The sequence below is a fragment of the Alloalcanivorax gelatiniphagus genome, assembly GCF_005938655.1.
GTDB lineage: Bacteria > Pseudomonadota > Gammaproteobacteria > Pseudomonadales > Alcanivoracaceae > Alloalcanivorax > Alloalcanivorax gelatiniphagus.
In genome coordinates this window covers 39,986-55,543 of sequence record NZ_VCQT01000032.1, presented here as the reverse complement: position 1 = coordinate 55,543, position 15,558 = coordinate 39,986, and the positions used below count along the sequence as shown (strand labels likewise).

Annotated in this window: 16 protein-coding genes; 4 read left to right on the top strand and 12 right to left on the bottom strand. The window is 64.6% G+C overall.

Going from position 1 to position 15,558, the window contains the following annotated elements; all coding sequences use genetic code 11:
* Positions 1 to 225 precede the first annotated feature (225 nt).
* The 4 genes from FGS76_RS10305 to FGS76_RS10290 all read right to left on the bottom strand — a co-directional run bounded on the left by FGS76_RS10305 (position 226) and on the right by FGS76_RS10290 (position 3,169).
* A complete protein-coding gene (locus FGS76_RS10305; RefSeq protein ID WP_138772555.1) occupies positions 226 to 624 on the bottom strand; it encodes an ectoine synthase in 399 nt (132 codons plus the stop codon).
* Positions 625 to 706: 82 nt separating this feature from the next.
* The gene (ectB, locus tag FGS76_RS10300) at positions 707 to 2,011 is read right to left on the bottom strand and encodes a diaminobutyrate--2-oxoglutarate transaminase (protein ID WP_138772554.1); all 1,305 of its coding nucleotides are present in this window, start codon (positions 2,009 to 2,011) and stop codon (positions 707 to 709) included.
* Between the two features lie 73 nt (positions 2,012 to 2,084).
* Positions 2,085 to 2,627: a diaminobutyrate acetyltransferase gene (gene ectA / locus FGS76_RS10295; protein WP_205717236.1), complete on the bottom strand. Its 543-nt coding sequence runs from the start codon at positions 2,625 to 2,627 to the stop codon at positions 2,085 to 2,087.
* A 5-nt stretch (positions 2,628 to 2,632) separates the two neighbouring features.
* Positions 2,633 to 3,169, bottom strand: coding sequence for a MarR family winged helix-turn-helix transcriptional regulator (locus FGS76_RS10290; RefSeq protein WP_138772553.1), 537 nt, complete (start codon positions 3,167 to 3,169; stop codon positions 2,633 to 2,635).
* A gap of 262 nt (positions 3,170 to 3,431) precedes the next feature.
* Here FGS76_RS10290 and FGS76_RS10285 point away from each other — a divergent pair, with 262 nt between their 5' ends.
* Both FGS76_RS10285 and FGS76_RS10280 read left to right on the top strand, forming a co-directional pair.
* Positions 3,432 to 4,025 (top strand): TRAP transporter small permease, encoded by a 594-nt coding sequence (locus FGS76_RS10285; protein WP_138772552.1) that lies wholly within the window; start codon positions 3,432 to 3,434, stop codon positions 4,023 to 4,025.
* A gap of 27 nt (positions 4,026 to 4,052) precedes the next feature.
* Positions 4,053 to 5,336 carry a TRAP transporter large permease gene (locus FGS76_RS10280; RefSeq protein ID WP_138772551.1) on the top strand — a complete coding sequence of 428 codons (1,284 nt, stop codon included), beginning with the start codon at positions 4,053 to 4,055 and terminating at the stop codon, positions 5,334 to 5,336.
* Positions 5,337 to 5,437: 101 nt separating this feature from the next.
* On the opposite strand, the gene dctP is transcribed toward FGS76_RS10280, so the two are convergent.
* Complete coding sequence (gene dctP / locus FGS76_RS10275; protein WP_338081328.1) at positions 5,438 to 6,451, bottom strand: TRAP transporter substrate-binding protein DctP; 1,014 nt, start codon at positions 6,449 to 6,451, stop codon at positions 5,438 to 5,440.
* Positions 6,452 to 6,646: 195 nt separating this feature from the next.
* Here dctP and FGS76_RS10270 point away from each other — a divergent pair, with 195 nt between their 5' ends.
* Positions 6,647 to 7,549 (top strand): tetratricopeptide repeat protein, encoded by a 903-nt coding sequence (locus tag FGS76_RS10270; protein ID WP_240692500.1) that lies wholly within the window; start codon positions 6,647 to 6,649, stop codon positions 7,547 to 7,549.
* 206 nt (positions 7,550 to 7,755) lie between these two features.
* Complete coding sequence (gene folE2 / locus FGS76_RS10265; RefSeq protein ID WP_138772549.1) at positions 7,756 to 8,718, top strand: GTP cyclohydrolase FolE2; 963 nt, start codon at positions 7,756 to 7,758, stop codon at positions 8,716 to 8,718.
* A 118-nt stretch (positions 8,719 to 8,836) separates the two neighbouring features.
* Here the strand turns inward: folE2 and FGS76_RS10260 are convergent, their stop codons facing one another.
* The 7 genes from FGS76_RS10260 to hisI all read right to left on the bottom strand — a co-directional run bounded on the left by FGS76_RS10260 (position 8,837) and on the right by hisI (position 15,487).
* The gene (locus FGS76_RS10260; RefSeq protein ID WP_138772548.1) at positions 8,837 to 9,367 is read right to left on the bottom strand and encodes a porin family protein; all 531 of its coding nucleotides are present in this window, start codon (positions 9,365 to 9,367) and stop codon (positions 8,837 to 8,839) included.
* A gap of 187 nt (positions 9,368 to 9,554) precedes the next feature.
* The gene (locus FGS76_RS10255; RefSeq protein ID WP_138772547.1) at positions 9,555 to 10,862 is read right to left on the bottom strand and encodes a hypothetical protein; all 1,308 of its coding nucleotides are present in this window, start codon (positions 10,860 to 10,862) and stop codon (positions 9,555 to 9,557) included.
* A gap of 34 nt (positions 10,863 to 10,896) precedes the next feature.
* A complete protein-coding gene (locus FGS76_RS10250) occupies positions 10,897 to 12,969 on the bottom strand; it encodes a TonB-dependent receptor domain-containing protein (protein WP_138772546.1) in 2,073 nt (690 codons plus the stop codon).
* Positions 12,970 to 13,044: 75 nt separating this feature from the next.
* The gene (locus FGS76_RS10245; protein ID WP_138772545.1) at positions 13,045 to 13,335 is read right to left on the bottom strand and encodes a hypothetical protein; all 291 of its coding nucleotides are present in this window, start codon (positions 13,333 to 13,335) and stop codon (positions 13,045 to 13,047) included.
* On the bottom strand, positions 13,328 to 13,558 hold the full coding sequence (gene yidD / locus FGS76_RS10240; protein WP_138772544.1) for a membrane protein insertion efficiency factor YidD: 231 nt from the start codon (positions 13,556 to 13,558) through the stop codon (positions 13,328 to 13,330). The genes FGS76_RS10245 and yidD overlap by 8 nt, the downstream gene beginning before the upstream one ends.
* A gap of 92 nt (positions 13,559 to 13,650) precedes the next feature.
* Positions 13,651 to 15,036 (bottom strand): cysteine--tRNA ligase, encoded by a 1,386-nt coding sequence (gene cysS, locus FGS76_RS10235; RefSeq protein WP_138772543.1) that lies wholly within the window; start codon positions 15,034 to 15,036, stop codon positions 13,651 to 13,653.
* Positions 15,037 to 15,058: 22 nt separating this feature from the next.
* Positions 15,059 to 15,487, bottom strand: a complete 429-nt coding sequence (gene hisI / locus FGS76_RS10230; RefSeq protein WP_138772542.1) for a phosphoribosyl-AMP cyclohydrolase — start codon at positions 15,485 to 15,487, stop codon at positions 15,059 to 15,061.
* Positions 15,488 to 15,558 lie beyond the last annotated feature (71 nt).

The following is a 15,558-nucleotide window of genomic DNA, read 5'->3' as shown; positions in this document are numbered from 1 at the left end:
AAAACCTCGAAGCGGAGAGGGGGGGGTGCCTTCCGGGACCCTTTTTGGCAGGGATGCCAAAAACGGGAGCGCCCAGGGACGGCTTGAGCGATCCCGGAAGGCACCCACACAGATCCGCGTCCCGGATAGAGACCCCTCGCATCGATTTCCCGCCAAAGTGCGATGAACCAAAAAAAAGCGGAGCCAGGGGCTCCGCTTCGGTGTTCGCACCGTCCGGGCTGTGAATCAGTCCAGGTCGGCGGGGTAAACACCGTTTTCGTCGTGCACTTCCTTACCGCTCAGCGGCGGGGTGAAGGCGCAGGCCACCACCATGTCTTCGTTCTCGCCACCGTACAGGTAGTGCTCGTCGTGCTGGTCGAGCAGGTAGATGGTGCCCGGGGTCAGTTCGTACACATCACCGGTTTCCACCATCTCGATTTTGCCCTTGCCGGAAATCACGTACACGGATTCCCAGTGGTTGGCGTATTTGATGTGGGTCTTGGTGCCCTTGAAGATGGTGGTGATGTTGAAGGAGTGGCCCATCTTGTCTTCTTTCAGGGACAGGCGCACGGATTGCCAGTTGCCGTTCTCGGCAACCACGCGACGTTCGGATTTTTCGGCTTCCGCCAGGGTACGAACAATCATCTGGGACCTCCAGGGGACTGAATAAGGGAATCGGGAAAAAGAGAGGGTGCCGGCCCCGGTGGGGCCGGCGGGGAACCAGGGTTCAGCCGGCGAGGCTGGAAACGGAGTGGGCGTCGCCGCGCTTGATCCGGTCCTTCATGACCTCGGCCACGCTTTCCTTGATGATGTCCATGGCCTCGTGGAGCTCTTCCTCGGACACGGTCAGCGGACACAGGGTCTTGATCACCTGGTCGTCGGCGCCGGAGGTTTCGATCACCAGCTTGCGCTTGAAGGCGGCCTTGGTGATTTCCTCGGCCAGCTCACCGTCACGGCATACCAGGCCCTGCATCATGCCGCGGCCGTTCAGGTAGAACCAGTGGTCCTCGTAGGCGCCGGCGATGTCACGGAAGCGCTCGGTGATGATGCCACCTTTCTTCTGCACTTCCTTGGCGAAGGTGTCGTCGCTCCAGAAGTGGGTCAGGGCCTTGGCGGCGGTGGCGAAGGCCAGGTTGTGGCCACGGAAGGTGCCGTTGTGCTCGCCCGGCTTCCACAGGTCCAGTTCCGGCTTGAGCAGTACCACGGCGAACGGCAGGCCATAGCCGCTGAGCGACTTGGACAGGGTGATGATGTCCGGCTTGATGCCCACGTTGTCAAAGCTGAAGAAGGTGCCGGTACGGCCACAGCCGGCCTGGATGTCGTCCAGGATCAGCAGCATGTCGTGCTTGCGGCAGACCCGTTCCAGGTTACGCAGCCATTCGAAGCTGGCCGCGTTGATGCCGCCCTCGCCCTGCACCGTTTCCACGATCACCGCGGCGGGGTGGTCGACGCCGCTGGAGGAGTCGCACAGCACCTTGTCCAGGTACTCGGTGGTGTCGAAGGCATCGCCCAGGTAGCCGTCATAGGGCATCACGCTGACGCCGCCCATGGTGACGCCGGCCACGCCACGGTGGTGGCTGTTACCGGTGGCGGACAGGGCACCCAGGCTGACGCCGTGGAAGCCGTTGGTGAAGCTGATGATGTTCTCGCGGCCCTTGATGTTACGGGCGATTTTCAGCGCCGCTTCCACCGCGTTGGTGCCGGTGGGGCCGGTGAACTGCACCACGTGGTCCATCTCGCGGGGCTTGAGGATGTGCTCGTCCAGGGCTTCCAGGAAGTCACGCTTGGCGACGGTGTGCATGTCCAGGCCGTGCACGATCTTGTCGTTCTGGATGTACTCCAGCAGCACTTCCTTGAGTACCGGGTTGTTGTGCCCGTAGTTCAGGGTGCCGGCGCCGGCCAGAAAGTCCAGGTAGCGGTTGCCGTCCTCGTCGTACAGGTAGCTGCCCTGGGCCTTGTCGAAGACCACCGGGAAGCTGCGTGCGTAACTCTGTACTTCGGATTCGATATTCTCAAAAATTTCGGTATCCATGGCTTTTCTACCTCTCTTTCGCTGTCTGGTCAGATTCAGTCAATTCAATTCGATGTTCAGGCGTTCTTTACGCTCAGGCGTCGTCCCGGTTGAACGGGCCGATCCGCAGAAGGTGTTCGTCGTTGTGCTGGCCCGCGAAGTGGAGGCGCGAGTCGAACAGAATGAACTCCTCGGTGGGCATCCGGCGTTCGTAGGCGAAGCTGCGGAACATCCCCCAGGATGCTTCATTATCCGGGGTGATGGTGGTGTCGATAAACTGCACATCCCGGCTTTCCTCGCGCTCGATCAGGTTGGCCAGCATGCGCTTGGCCAGGCCGTGACCGCGGGCCTTGGAGTGCACCGCCACCTGCCAGACGAACAGCGTGTTCTGCTGCTTGGGCGGGATGTAGCCGGAAATGAAACCCACCAGTTCGCCATCCATCTCGGCCGCCACGGAGGTGTCCGCGAAATGCGTGCACTGCAGCAGGTTGCAATACACCGAGTTCTCGTCCAGCGGCTTGCACTCGGAAATCAGCTTGTGCACCCGCGGCCCATCCTGACTTTCAGGCTTGCGCAGAATGATCTCTTTTTTGATGTCGGCGGGGGTCGATGCCCCTTTTTGATCGTCTGATGGCATGAGTTTCACTTGTGGTCAGGTTGAAAGGATGAAGGGTTTCGGCGGCGGCGCTGGCCGTCGCCATTGGGCTGAATACGGTCGATGGCGCCCAGATCCAGCACCGGCGATGCATCGATGTCGCCGGCGTTCATCATCGCCGCGACCCGTTGCAGGGAGCTGAGAATCAACGACTGCTCCCAATCCTCGAGCCGGGCAAAACGGTCCATGAACTCGTCCTGCAAGGGGGTCGGGGCCCGCTCCATGATGTCGCGGCCGGCGTCGGTCAAATAAGCATAGACCCGCCGTTTATCCCGCTCACCCCTTTTGCGTTCGATCAGCTCGCGCTTCTCGAGGCGGTCCAGGATGGTGGTCACGGTGGCCTGGCTCACCGATACCTCGGTGGCGATATCGCCCATGGTCATTTCTCCCCGGGAGGCTATCGCCTGGAGGATCAGCAACTGGGGCGCCGTGAGGCCGGCGACCTTACTCAGCTTGCGCGAGTACAGGTCCGTGGCGCGGATGATTTGGCGTAGGGCAATCAGCACTTCGTCGTGTCGGGCCATGATCGTTAATTCTCTGGATAACAAACTAATATGACCGTGTTGCTGCAGCGTCATTTTGATGTAAAAAATGATTTTACATTCAGGATGTAGCCGGAGAACAACGGCATGACCGAGCGATTCCTTGCGATAAGTGGTAGGCTAGTTTAGAGCTATAACATTTAGATGTCAAAGTACTTGTTGGGGCGGGCGCCATCCCGGGCGCTATCCGGTGGGTGAACAGCGCCCGTTGCCGGGCGGGTAAACATTGTGGTTGTATTTAGCGATGGATAACGTTTTCAAAGGCTTGCTGGCCTGTTTGGCCGCTTTGGATCGGGTCATCGGGGTGATCGAACGGCTGATCATCGGCGGCACGGTTCTGATCATGGCGCTGCTGATGAGTGCCCATGTGGTGGGGCAGTTGTTGTTCGAGCGGGGCATTCCCGGTACCTACGAGGTCACCGAGATGCTGATCGTGGTGATGACCTTCGTGGGGGTCAGCTACGCCGCCCGCCATGCCCGTCATATCCGCATGTCCGCGCTGTACGAGCAGTTGCACGGCAAGGCCCGCAAGGGGTTGCTGATGCTGATCTGCGCCGGCACCGCCGCCCTGATGTTCTATTTCGCCTGGAAGTCCGGGCAGTACGTGGTGGCGATCCACGACCGGGGGCGGGTCAGTTCATCCCTGGGCCTGCCCATGTGGATCGTCTACCTGGCGCTGCCCGCCGGGTTCGGGCTGGCCGGGGTGCAGTATCTGCTGACCCTGGCGCGCAATGCCCTGTCGCCGGGGATCTGGCGCTCCTTCAACGAACAGGAAACCTATTCGGACACGCCGGTGCACGGCGGGGAAATGGGAGGGGCCGGCGATGACCGTGTCTGAATCGCGACCGGGCCGGAGGGCGCCGTCATGCTGATCGCTCTCGCCCTGATCATGTTGGTTCTGCTGCTGCTGGGTTACCCGATGATGGTGCCGCTGGCGGTGGGCACCCTGTTCATGATGTTCTCCGGGCTGACCTTCTTCGGCCCCGACCAGGCCATCACCTGGATGATCACCGGGGTCGGCAGCTGGGTGCTGGCGGCGGTGCCCATGTTTATCTTCGCCGCGGATATTCTCACCAAGGGGCACACCGCCAATCGGCTGCTGGATCTGGTGGACGTGTTCAGCCGCCACTGGCGCGGCGGGCTGCCGATCACCACGGCGGCGGGTTGCGCCATGTTCGGCGCGGTCTCCGGCTCCACCCAGGCCACCGTGGTCGCCATGGGCGGGCCCATGCGCCCGCGCCTGCTGGCCAAGGGCTATTCCGACAGTTTCGCCCTGGCGCTGATCATCAACGCCAGTGATATTGCCCTGCTGATTCCGCCCAGCATCGGTTTTATTGTCTATGGCGTGGTGATGGGCACCTCCATCGGCGACCTGTTCCTGGCCGGTATTCTGCCCGGCATCCTGATTCTGCTGATGTTCGCCGCCTACTGCTGGATCGGCGCCCGGGTCCAGGGTATCGAGCCGGAGCCGCGCGCCAGCTGGGAAGAACGCTTCAAGGCCGTGGGTGGCGCGATTCTGCCCTTGGGCTTTCCGGTGTTGGTGGTGGGCGGCATTTACCTGGGCTTCTTCAGTGCGGTGGAGGCGTCCGCCGTGGCGGTGGCCTACGCCCTGGTGCTGGAGGTGCTGATCTATCGGAAGGTGAGCATCCGCGACCTGGGCGGCCTGGCGCTGTCGTCGGGGATGATCACCGCGGTGGTGTTCATCCTGGTGGCCATCGGCGCCGCCTTCTCCCATACCCTGGGCACCGCCGGGGTGCCGGAGGCGGTATTGGGGCCGGCCATCGAGGCCATCGGCGACAACAAGACCGCGGCGCTGGCGCTGATCGCGGTGGCGTTCTTTATCGGCTGTATGTTCGTCGACCCGATCGTGGTGATCCTGATTCTGGTGCCGATCTTCAAACCGCTGGTGCAATCCGCCGCCCTGGACCCGGTGCACGTGGGGGTGATCGTCACCCTGCAGGCGGCCATCGGCTCCGCCACGCCGCCGTTCGGCTGCGATATTTTCACCGCCATCGCCGTGTTCCGCCGGCCCTACCTGGAAGTGATCCGGGGCACGCCGCCGTTCATCCTGATCCTGATGCTGGCCACGGTGATCCTGATCGCCTACCCGCAGATCTCCCTGTGGCTGCCGTCCCTGGGCAGCCTTTGAGGTTTTCCGTGTTCAGTGGGAGGCAGTAGGAGCGGCTTTAGCCGCGATCATCGGAGGCGGTTATCGCGACTGAAGTCGCTCCTACAAACAGCTTTCGTTGTTTACTGGTCGCCGGCGGTTCCGAACGCCTTGAGCAGGGTGTCCAGGGCCTGTTGGCCGCGCTCGCCCACTTCGTCGATGTAGGTCTGGCGCACCGGCCGGGCCTTGTCGCGAAACGCCTGGCGCTGGGCGTCGTCCAGTTCGATGATCTGGATGTCGCTGGCCTTCTTGATCGCCTTGAGCCGCTTCTTGTTGAAGCTGGTCTGCATGTCATGGCCTTCACGCACCAGCTTGGCGACCACCTTGTCGATCATCGCCCGGCGCTCCTCGGAGAGGCCGTCGTACCATTGTTCATTGCCCATCAGCGTGGCCACGAACTGGGACTGGCGGGCGAAGATCATGTACTCCTGCACCTCGTAGAAGCCCATCTCCTGGTGGGCGAACACCGGCTGGATGTTGGCTTCCGCCTGGCCCTGCTGCAGGGCGCTGTACAGTTCGCCGTAGGCGATGGTGGTGGGCGCGGCGCCATAGGCCTTATAAGTGGCGCGCAGCAGGCTGTTGTCCATGACGCGGATTTTCAGGCCCTTCATGTCCGCCGGCTGGCGAATCGGCTTGTTGGCGGTCCACACCTGATAACCCTCGGGCAGCTCCGCCAGGGGCACCAGATCGCGCTGGCGGAACGACTGCTGCCAGGCCTCGCTTTTCAGGAACGCATCCGAGTTGAGCACCTTGGCGGTGCGCCACTGGTCGGCGGGCATCACGAAGTTCAGGTTGAGCAGCTGGCTTTCCGGCACCGTGCCGCCCAGGGCGCCGGAACCGAAGCCCAGTTGAATGGCGCCGTTCTGGACCGCGTCGTAGAGGGCCGTGTAGGTGGAGCCCCAGGTGCCGTAGGGCAGCAAGCGCACGGTGATGTCGCCGTCGCTGCGCTTCTCAACCAGTTCCTTGAAGCGCTCGGCGTAGCGGTGCTGGACGCTGCCCTCGATTTCCTCCAGGCCCAGGCGCCAGGTTTCCGCGCTGGCGGCGGCGCTGAGCGCCATCAGCGCCAGCGCGGCGGTGGCGCCCATGAGTCGATGCATTCTCATGAAACTCCTTGATGTTGGCATGCGGGGAGCAACTCACTACATTGCATCGAGGAAAGCCTGTCAAGCGCGCTCCGGTTCGCGTTTGCCGTGTTCAGGCTGGCGAACACCGGGTCTTAATGCCACCATACTCGCGGTTTTTCCCGGCCACGGCCGTTGCCGTGGCGAATCAGCAATAAAGAGGAAGCGGTCTTGTTCAAGCCATGCCTGAAGGTGGGAATCTGGGTGCTGTTGATGACCATGGGTGCCATGGCCACGGCCCAGTCGGAGCCCGCCGAGTCCCGCCCGGAAGCGCAGAGCGAGATCGAGAAGGGTCCGGTGATTTCCCAGTTCCGGGAAAACTGGATTCTCGGCGAGCTGCGGTCCATCCGTCAGGACATGATGGAATACCGCAACGACATGAACCGCATCGTCACCGACCGGGAGCTGGAGGTGGCTGACAAGGCCATGGGCTACGCCACCAACACGGTGACCTACTTCTTCTACCTGATCGCCGGCGCCGCCTCGATTCTGGCGCTGGTGGGCTGGTCCACGATCCGCGATCTCAAGGACAACATCCGCGTCTACGCGGAGAAGGAAATGTCGCGGCTGACCGTGGAATACGAATCGCGGCTGGTGGATCTGGAGCAGGAGCTGCGCCAGAAATCCCGCACCATCGCCGAGAACCAGGAAGAGATCGAGCGCACCAACGAGATCCACAGCCTGTGGCTGAAAGCCACCAAGGAAGGCAGCTACAAGGAGAAGATCGAGCTCTACGATCGGATCCTGGAGCTGCGCCCGGACGACCCGGAGGCGCTGGCCTGGAAGGCCGATGCCGCCCTGGAGCTGGGCGAGCAGCGCTGGGCGCTGAGCCTGTGCGACCGGGTGCTGGAGGTGGACGAGGACAACGCCCACGCTCTCTATCAGCGCGCCTGTGCCTGGGCCGGCCTGGGTGAAAACGACAACGCCCTGCGTGACCTGGAGCAGGCGGTGAGCATTTCCGAGGCCCTGCGGCGCCACGCCCGGGCGGAGGAAATGTTCGTGCCGCTGCGCGAGCTGGAGCGCTTCCAGGAGGTGGTGGGCCGCCCGGAAGACGACCCGGAATCGCTGCTCTAGCCCGGCGGGCCGCTATGGGCGGCCCGTTTCTGATAGTTCCGGCCTGTCGGCGCCATTGCCAAAGCCCGCGTCCCGAAAGGTCTATTTGTGCCGGTGATTCTGCTACACTTCGCGTCCCTTTGTGATCGGTCGATGACAGTCAGGTTGGCATTCCCTTCACCTGATCGGCGTCATGATTCGCCGCCGTCGTCCCTACGGAGATTCCCATGAAGCGCGATAGTGGTGCGGATACCACCAAATCCATGCCCGATGTGGCGACCAATTCCATGGTGGACCACCTGCACAGCACCCTGGATTGGGTGGGCATGAGTGAAATCCATCTGCCGGCCCGGATCAGCGATACCCTGGCCGGTGAGCGCCCGGTGAGCACCTCCATTCAGGCCTATGTGAGCCTGTCCAACCCGGACGCCAAGGGCATTCACATGTCCCGGCTGTATCTGATGCTGGAAGAGACGTTCGGCGATCACTCGGTGAGCGCCCACTCCATCGAACAGCTGCTGAACAACTTCCTGGAAACCCACGACGGCCTCAGCGACAAGGCGTTCGTGCAGTTCGATTTCGAGTATTCCATGCGCCGCCCGGCGCTGAAGAGCAGCTACGCCGGCTGGAAGAGCTACCCGGTCACCATCAAGGCCACCATGGCCCCGGATGGCCTGCGCATCGAACTGGCGGTGGAAGTGCCGTATTCCTCCACCTGCCCCTGTTCCGCGGCCCTGGCCCGGCAACTGATCCAGGAACAGTTCCGCGAGGACTTCGGCAAGGACAGCCAGGTGGACGTGGACAAGGTGTTCGAATGGCTGGGCACCGAGGAAGGCATCATGGCCACCCCCCACAGCCAGCGCTCCGTGGCGCAGGTGCGGGTGCTGCTGGATGCCGGCTGCGACGAGGCGTTTCCGATCACCGCCCTGATCGACACCATCGAAGGGGCGCTGAAGACGCCGGTGCAGACCGCCGTGAAACGGGTGGACGAGCAGGAATTCGCCAAGCTCAACGGTAAGAACCTGATGTTCTGCGAAGACGCCGCCCGGCGCCTCAAGCAGGCCCTGGACCCGCAGCCCTGCTACAAGGATTTCTGGCTGCGCGTGAACCACCTGGAAAGCCTGCACGCCCACAACGCGGTGGCGATCGTCACCAAGCAGGTGGACGGCGGGTACCTGCCTATCCCCTGACGGGGAGCTTCAAGCCTCAAGCTTCAGGCTACAGGCTTAACACCTCTGAACAGCATGACGGCCCCGAAGGGGCCGTCATGCTTTCTGGGCTTGCAGCTTGCAGCTTGCAGCTTGCAGCTTAGAACCTGCCGTTCAGGCCGACCCCGATGTTGTTGATCTCATCACCGCCGCTGTCCACCGCGCGCAGGTATTCCACGCTCAGGAACACCACGTCGGTGAGGCTGATGTCGGCGCCCAGGCCCAGGGACAGGCCGCTGTAGTTGTCGCCGCTGGAGCCGCCGTCCGGATAGTCGACGGTGGTTTCCACGCGGGTCAGGCCGATCAGGCCGTAGGGACGCACCGGCAGGGTGTTGGGAAACTGGCCACGGAAATAGGCGCCGTAGTAGCGGTCGATTTCCACGTCAACGCCGCCGCCCAGGCTGTCGTCGCCGATGCCCAGGCCCAGGCGCAGCTCGCCGCCCAGGGTTTCGTTGCGGTTGATCCAGCTGCCGAACTTGAATTGCAGAGCGGACGGATCGGCGCTGCCGCCGCGATCGGGACTGATGTCCGCGCTGACGTAATCCAGGCCGGCGTAACCCGCCGCCAGGGCCGGGGCGGAAAGAACGGAAAAGGGCAGGGCAAGGCCCGCGGCCAACAGCCATCGTTTCATGAGAGACTCCGAGTTCCACTGCTTTGAGGACGAGCCTCATTGTAGTGAAAAGCCGCGTCAATGGCGACGCGGCAAGAGGGGGCGACGCGGCAAGAGGGGCGACGCGGTGTATCGCGACTGAAGTCGCTCCTACGGCGGGTATCGTACTGTAGGAGCGACTTCAGTCGCGAAAGGGGTGTGACGCCGATCAATGCTCGTGATCGTGCTCGCCGTCTTCCCCGCCGTGGTCATGGTCCCCCACGACGCCGGTCCAGGCCAGCCCGGTGGGGGCGAAGTCCAGATCCTCGGTCTCCACGGACAGCGCTTCCAGGTCGATGATGTGCAGGGCCTGGGCCGCCGGGTCGCTGACGTATGCCTGATCACCGGCGCCGCTCACCGCCAGGGCCGGTGCCGGGCCGGCGCTGGGAACCGTGCTGAGCAGGGCCAGGGCGGCGCGATGGGACCAGTCAGAGGTCTCCAGCACATGCAGACTGCCCTCGCTGTCCAGCACCAGCAGATGCTCACCGTGGGCATCGAACGCCTGGGCCTTCGGCGTCACCGGGTCACCGCCGCCGTCCACGGCGCCGTCCCGCCAGTCCACCTGGGTGGCGGTGCCCGCCTCCGGATCGATGGCGTACAGGTTGCCGTCCGGGTAGGACACACCGATCAGCGTCTCCACGTCCGGATGACCCAGCACCGTGGCGATCCGCTCCGGCACCGCCACCTTGGCGTCGTGGAAGTGGTCGCCGTGCAGCTCCGCCACCAGCACGCCGTCCTGGCAGCCGAACACGCTATAGGCCCCGTGGGTGGCGGCGCCGTGCAGCCCCGGGCAGGCGGTGGCCAGCTCGCCCTCGCCGTGGAAGTGATCGCCGTGCAGTTCGAACACCGTGACGCCGTCGGCGGAACCGCCGCTGGTGCTGGCGTGGCTGGCCAGCACCAGGCCGTCCAGGGGCTCGGCCACGCCATGGTGGGCAGTGTCCAGGGTCTGGGACGCCAGCACGCCACCGTCGGCCAGGCTCTCGTCGCTGAACAGCTGGAAGCTGCTCATCTGACCGGCGCCGTTGTCGCCATCGAAGTAGAGCGCGGCGTACTCACCGTTGCTGCGGTAGTGGGTGGGCGCCACGCCGTTCAGGGTGAAGCCGAGCAGGGCCGGCTCGTCTTCGTGGACATGGTCGCCGTGCGGGTAGATGCCGCTGTCCAGGAACTCCACTTGGTCGTTGTCGCGCTGCACGATCACCGCATAGCGGCCTTCGGGGCTGGTGTAGACGCCGGTGGCCGGGTGCACCAGGGCGAAGTCGCCCACCGTTTGGCCGCTTTCCAGATCATGCACATAGACCCGGGAGTTGGCGCCGTCGGCGTGGGTGAACACCAGCCGGCCGGCGGCTTCGCCGTGCTCATGGTCATGGTCGTGGTGGTCGCCGGGCAGCTCGGTGCTGCCGGTGTCGTTGTTGCAGGCGGCAAGCAGCACCGATGCCGCCAGCAGGGCGGCGCCGGTGGGGGAAAAATAGCGTTTCATCGTGGTCTCCGAATTCGTTTTTCAGTGGATCGCGTCAAAAGGTCATGCGCACGCCGGCGGTCAGGTTGCGACCGGGTTCCGGGACGGTGCGCGCCAGGAAGGACGCGTGGTTCCACACTTCCTCGCCGAGCAGATTGCTGGCCCGCAGGAAGACGTTGTATTGGGGTTTGCCGGTGAAGGTGTAGCTCACCGTGGCATTGAGCATGTCGTGGCCCGGGGTGCGGGTCTCGAAGGCGGCGATGTCGTCCTGGGCGAACACCCGGTAGAACTCCACTTCGCCGTCGAACGCGCGCCAGAAGGTGTTTACCCGGGCGCCCAGCCGGTGGGCCGGGATGCGCGGCAGGCTGTCGCCGCCGTCCTTGAACTCGGCGCGCACGGTGTCGCCGAACAGGGTGGTGGAGACGCGGTCGGTCCACTGGTAGGTGGCCTCCGCTTCGGCGCCGGTGAATTCCACGTCCGCCTGGCTGTATTTGATCAGGCGGAATTCCTCGATCTGATCCAGGGTGCGGGCGTAGACGTAGTCGTCCACCCGGTTGTGGAACAGGCCCAGGTTGAAGGTCAGGTCACCGCTCACCTTGCGCAGGTTGATGCCTGCGTTGTAGGAGGTCTCGGTTTTCAGGCTGGAGTCGTTGCCGGCGCCGCCGCAGGTGAAGGTGTCCGCCAGCAGGCCACACTCATAGGTGTTGGTGGCCAGGTGCACGCCCCGGGCATACACCTCCTGGGCCTGGGGCAGCCTTTCGGACCGGGCCAGGGACACGGACACGTTGTAGTCCGGGCGGAACGCCCAGGTCAGCGCCGTGGACAGGGAGGTGGCGGACTCGCTGTAGGAAGGCAGCGGCCGGTCAGCGTCATCCGGGTCCAGCTTCTGGTGTTCCAGGCGGGCACCGGCTTCCAACTGCCAGCGCTCATTGAAGCGGTAGCGCTCCACCGCGAACACGGCCGCGGTGCGGGTATCGGTTTTTGGAACCACCGCTTCCTCGCCGCTGGTTTCGATCTGCCCGTCGGTGAACTGGGTGCCGAAGGTGCCGCGCCAGCCCAGCACCGGTGCGTGCTCCGCTTCCACCCGGGCGTCCACGCCCCGGTGGCGGAAGGTGGTGCCGATGGCGCCTTCCTCGATCTCGTGGTGGCGATAATCCGTGTGGCTGGCGCGCAGGCGTACCGCCTCGATGCCGGCCACCGGCTGCCGGTACTCGCCGCGCAGATCCACCCGGCGGCTGTCCAGGTCCACGAACGGGGCTTCGTGTTCGCCATGCTCGTGGTCGTGTTCTTCCTCGGCGCATTCCAGGCTGGAGCCATTGGCGGTGCAGCCCTCGAACTCGTGGCTGTGGCCGGGCAGGCCGTACTGATCGCTCCGGTAGGAATAGGCCAGGCCCAGATAACCCCGGTCACCGATCCAGGACAGGCCGACGCTGCCGTTGTCGCTTTTCGCCCAGGTGCCGTCGATGGTCTTCTCGGTGAAACCGTTGACCTCGTAGTCGTCCGCGTCCCGGCGTGCCCCTTCCACGTGCAGGGCCAGGTTGTCGCCGGCACGGGTGGTCAGGCCGAAGGCGGCGGCGCCTTCATCGGCCACGGTATTGCCGCGGCCTTCGAAGAATCCCTCCACCGGCCCGTCGGGCATGCGGGTGGGAATCTTGTTGTCGAGCACGTTGACCACGCCGCCAATGGCGCCGCCGCCGTACAGCAGCGTGGACGGGCCGCGCAGCACTTCCACCTTGCGGCTGAGCATGGGCTCCACGGTGGTGGCGTGGTCCGGTGAGATGGCGGACATATCGAACAACTGGGCGCCGTCGGACAGCACGCTGACCCGGGGGGCGGTCTGGCCGCGAATCACCGGCCGGCTGCTGCCGCCGCCGAAGGTGTCGGCGTGCACGCCGGGCAGGCCATTGAGGGTATCGCCCAGGGTCGCTTCGCTTTGCTGGAACAGCAGGTCGTCTTCCAGCAGGTCGTAGGAGGCTGGGGTCAGGTTGGCATCGCTGCCCAGGGGCAGGGCGGACACTTCCACCGCGTCGAGGCGGGCTTCGTTGGAATCAGCGGGCTGGGCAAACGCCACTGACCCGCCCATGGCGGCCAGGGTGGCGGCCGCCATGGGGAAAATTGCGCGTTTCATGGTCTCTCCTGGATACAGGCACGGCCGGGGTGTTATGCCGGTAAGGTCCGTGTGAACAACGTCAAAGGGTTGGTATCAGGAGAAAACCGGTGGGGCGCGGGCGGGGTGGACCCGGGGCAGCAGGATATCGGGGGCGCCCACCGGAGGCGTAACGGCGAGCGCGGGGGTGAAGCGTGCCGGCGGCAGATCAGCGGTCGGCGCGCAGGCCAGGCCATGGCCGTGCAGTGCCTGGCAGTCCTGCTGAGCCACCGGGCCGTGGCCATGGCCGTCGAGAATATGACTGGGTCCGTGCCAGGCCACCAGGGTCTGCGCCGTAAGCAGCAGGGCGGCGAGCCACAGACGAAGGTGGGGGCGGCGCTCAGTCATGGTCGGCTTCCCGGCCGGGCACCGGGTCGAAGCCGCCGGGATGCCAGGGGTGGCACTTGCACAGCCGTTTGGCCGCCAGGGCGCTGCCGCGCAGGCTGCCATGGGTTTCCACCGCCTGCCGGGCGTACTCCGAGCAGGTCGGATAGAAGCGGCACTGGTTGCCCACCCAGGGGCTGAGCACCAGTTGGTAAAACCGCAGACCGGCAAGCAAAACGGGTTTCACGGCGACATCCGCAGACGGAGGTGAATTCAACGAGCCATCATAAACCGAACACTATAACAAAAACCAGCGCGGGCTCCGGCGCCGGCCGGCCCTCAGCCGCGGGTCCAGCGGGTCCCTTCGCGGGTGTCCTCGAGCTGGATGCCGGCGTTCTTGAGCTGGTCGCGGATGTCGTCGGCGCGGGCGAAATCCCGGTCTTTCTTGGCCTGGTTACGCTCCGCCACCAGGGCGTCGATGGTGGCGTTGTCCAGATCGTCCTCGCCGCCGCCCTGCTTGTTCTGGAACCAGCCGGTGGGGTCCGCGTCGAGCAGGCCCAGCAGGCCGGCGCCGGCCAGCAGCTCCGCCTTCAGGGCCGGTTTGTCGTCCGGCTCTGCCTTGTTCAGGCGGGCGGCCACCGCGTGCAGGGCGCTGATCGCCTCGGAGGTGTTCAGGTCGTCGAGCAGGGCGGTGACCACCGGGTGGTCGTCGGGCAGCCGGTAATCCGGGTCGGCGCGCACGATGCGGCCCCGGCCCAGCAGCGCGTAGTAAAGCGAATCCAGGCTGCTGCGTGCCTGCTCCAGCAGCTCCACGGAAAAGTTCAGCGGCGAGCGGTAGTGGCTGGACAGCAGGGCGAAGCGCAGTACCTCGCCGGGATAGTGCTGCAGCAGGTCGCGCACCAGCCGGAAGTTGCCCAGGGACTTGGACATCTTCTCGCCGTCGATATTGATATAGCCGTTGTGCATCCAGTAGCGCACGTATTCGGTGCCGTGGGCGCAGCAGCCCTGGGCGATCTCGTTTTCGTGGTGCGGGAAAATCAGGTCCTGGCCGCCGCCGTGGATGTCGATCACGTCGCCCAGGTGGCGGTGGATCATCGCCGAGCATTCGATGTGCCAGCCCGGGCGGCCGCGCCCCCAGGGGGAGTCCCAGCCGGGCTGGTCGTCGCTGCTGGGTTTCCACAGCACGAAGTCGCCGGGGTGGCGCTTGTAGTCGGCCACTTCCACCCGGGCGCCGGCCAGCATGTCTTCCAGGTTGCGCCCGGAGAGCTTGCCGTAGTCGGGCATGGACTGCACCGCGAACAGCACATGGCCCTGGGACTCATAGGCATGGCCCTTGCTGATCAGGGTTTCGATCATGGCGATCATGTCGCCGATATGGTCGGTGGCCAGCGGCGTGATCGACGGCTCCAGGGCGCCCAGGGCGGCCATGTCCTCGCGGAAGGCGGCGGTGAACCGGCCGGTAAGGGCCTCCATGGTCTCGCCGGAGTCGGCGCAGGCGTTGATGATCTTGTCGTCGATATCGGTGATGTTACGGGCGTAGACCACCTTGGGATAAAGCCGCGCCAGCAGCCGGTAGAGCACGTCGAACACCACCACCGGGCGGGCGTTGCCGATATGGACGTAGTTATAGACCGTGGGGCCGCACACATAGAGCGTCACGCGCTCCGGGTCCAGCGGCTGGAAAACGTCCTTCTGTCCGGTGAGGGTGTTGTGCAATGTCAGCATGGAACAGGCACTTCGTCCGTGGTCAGTTCTTGTAAAGGTCCGCCGGGTCGATCAGCGGTGCTTTGTCGATGGTCGCCTTCTCGCCATCCAGCTTCCAGTAGAAACAGTCGCGACGGCCGGTGTGGCAGGCCGGGCCGGTCTGGTCCACCCGCGCCAGCAGCACGTCACCGTCGCAGTCCACGCGCAGTTCGCGCAGCATCTGCACCTGGCCGGAAGACTCCCCCTTACGCCACAGCTTGCCCCGGGAGCGCGAGTAATAACAGACCCGCCCGGTGCGCAGGGTCTCCTCGATGGCCTGCCGGTTCATCCAGGCGAACATCAGCACCTCGCCGCTGTCGTGCTGCTGGGCGATCACCGGCACCAGGCCGGCATCGTTGAACGCCAGGTCGTCCAGCGCCGCGCCCAGCGCCACGCTGAACCCTTCCGCCTGCTGTTCGTTCTCTTTGAACATGGTGCCTCCAAACGCTGGGGCTGGCCCCGTAGGTATTTGTAGGAGCGACTTCAGTCGCGATTGCTCTCTGC

Bases quoted from the DNA above. Each gene is read 5' to 3' on its own strand.
- folE2 (WP_138772549.1), top strand. From the start codon at position 7,756: ATGAAGCGCGATAGTGGTGCGGATACCACCAAATCCATGCCCGATGTG.
- hisI (WP_138772542.1), bottom strand. From the start codon at position 15,487: ATGTTCAAAGAGAACGAACAGCAGGCGGAAGGGTTCAGCGTGGCGCTG.
- ectB (WP_138772554.1), bottom strand. From the start codon at position 2,011: ATGGATACCGAAATTTTTGAGAATATCGAATCCGAAGTACAGAGTTAC.
- FGS76_RS10260 (WP_138772548.1), bottom strand. From the start codon at position 9,367: ATGAAACGATGGCTGTTGGCCGCGGGCCTTGCCCTGCCCTTTTCCGTT.
- dctP (WP_338081328.1), bottom strand. From the start codon at position 6,451: ATGCATCGACTCATGGGCGCCACCGCCGCGCTGGCGCTGATGGCGCTC.
- FGS76_RS10285 (WP_138772552.1), top strand. From the start codon at position 3,432: ATGGATAACGTTTTCAAAGGCTTGCTGGCCTGTTTGGCCGCTTTGGAT.
- FGS76_RS10290 (WP_138772553.1), bottom strand. From the start codon at position 3,169: ATGGCCCGACACGACGAAGTGCTGATTGCCCTACGCCAAATCATCCGC.
- ectA (WP_205717236.1), bottom strand. From the start codon at position 2,627: ATGCCATCAGACGATCAAAAAGGGGCATCGACCCCCGCCGACATCAAA.
- cysS (WP_138772543.1), bottom strand. From the start codon at position 15,036: ATGCTGACATTGCACAACACCCTCACCGGACAGAAGGACGTTTTCCAG.
- FGS76_RS10250 (WP_138772546.1), bottom strand. From the start codon at position 12,969: ATGAAACGCGCAATTTTCCCCATGGCGGCCGCCACCCTGGCCGCCATG.
- FGS76_RS10305 (WP_138772555.1), bottom strand. From the start codon at position 624: ATGATTGTTCGTACCCTGGCGGAAGCCGAAAAATCCGAACGTCGCGTG.
- FGS76_RS10245 (WP_138772545.1), bottom strand. From the start codon at position 13,335: ATGACTGAGCGCCGCCCCCACCTTCGTCTGTGGCTCGCCGCCCTGCTG.
- FGS76_RS10255 (WP_138772547.1), bottom strand. From the start codon at position 10,862: ATGAAACGCTATTTTTCCCCCACCGGCGCCGCCCTGCTGGCGGCATCG.
- FGS76_RS10280 (WP_138772551.1), top strand. From the start codon at position 4,053: ATGCTGATCGCTCTCGCCCTGATCATGTTGGTTCTGCTGCTGCTGGGT.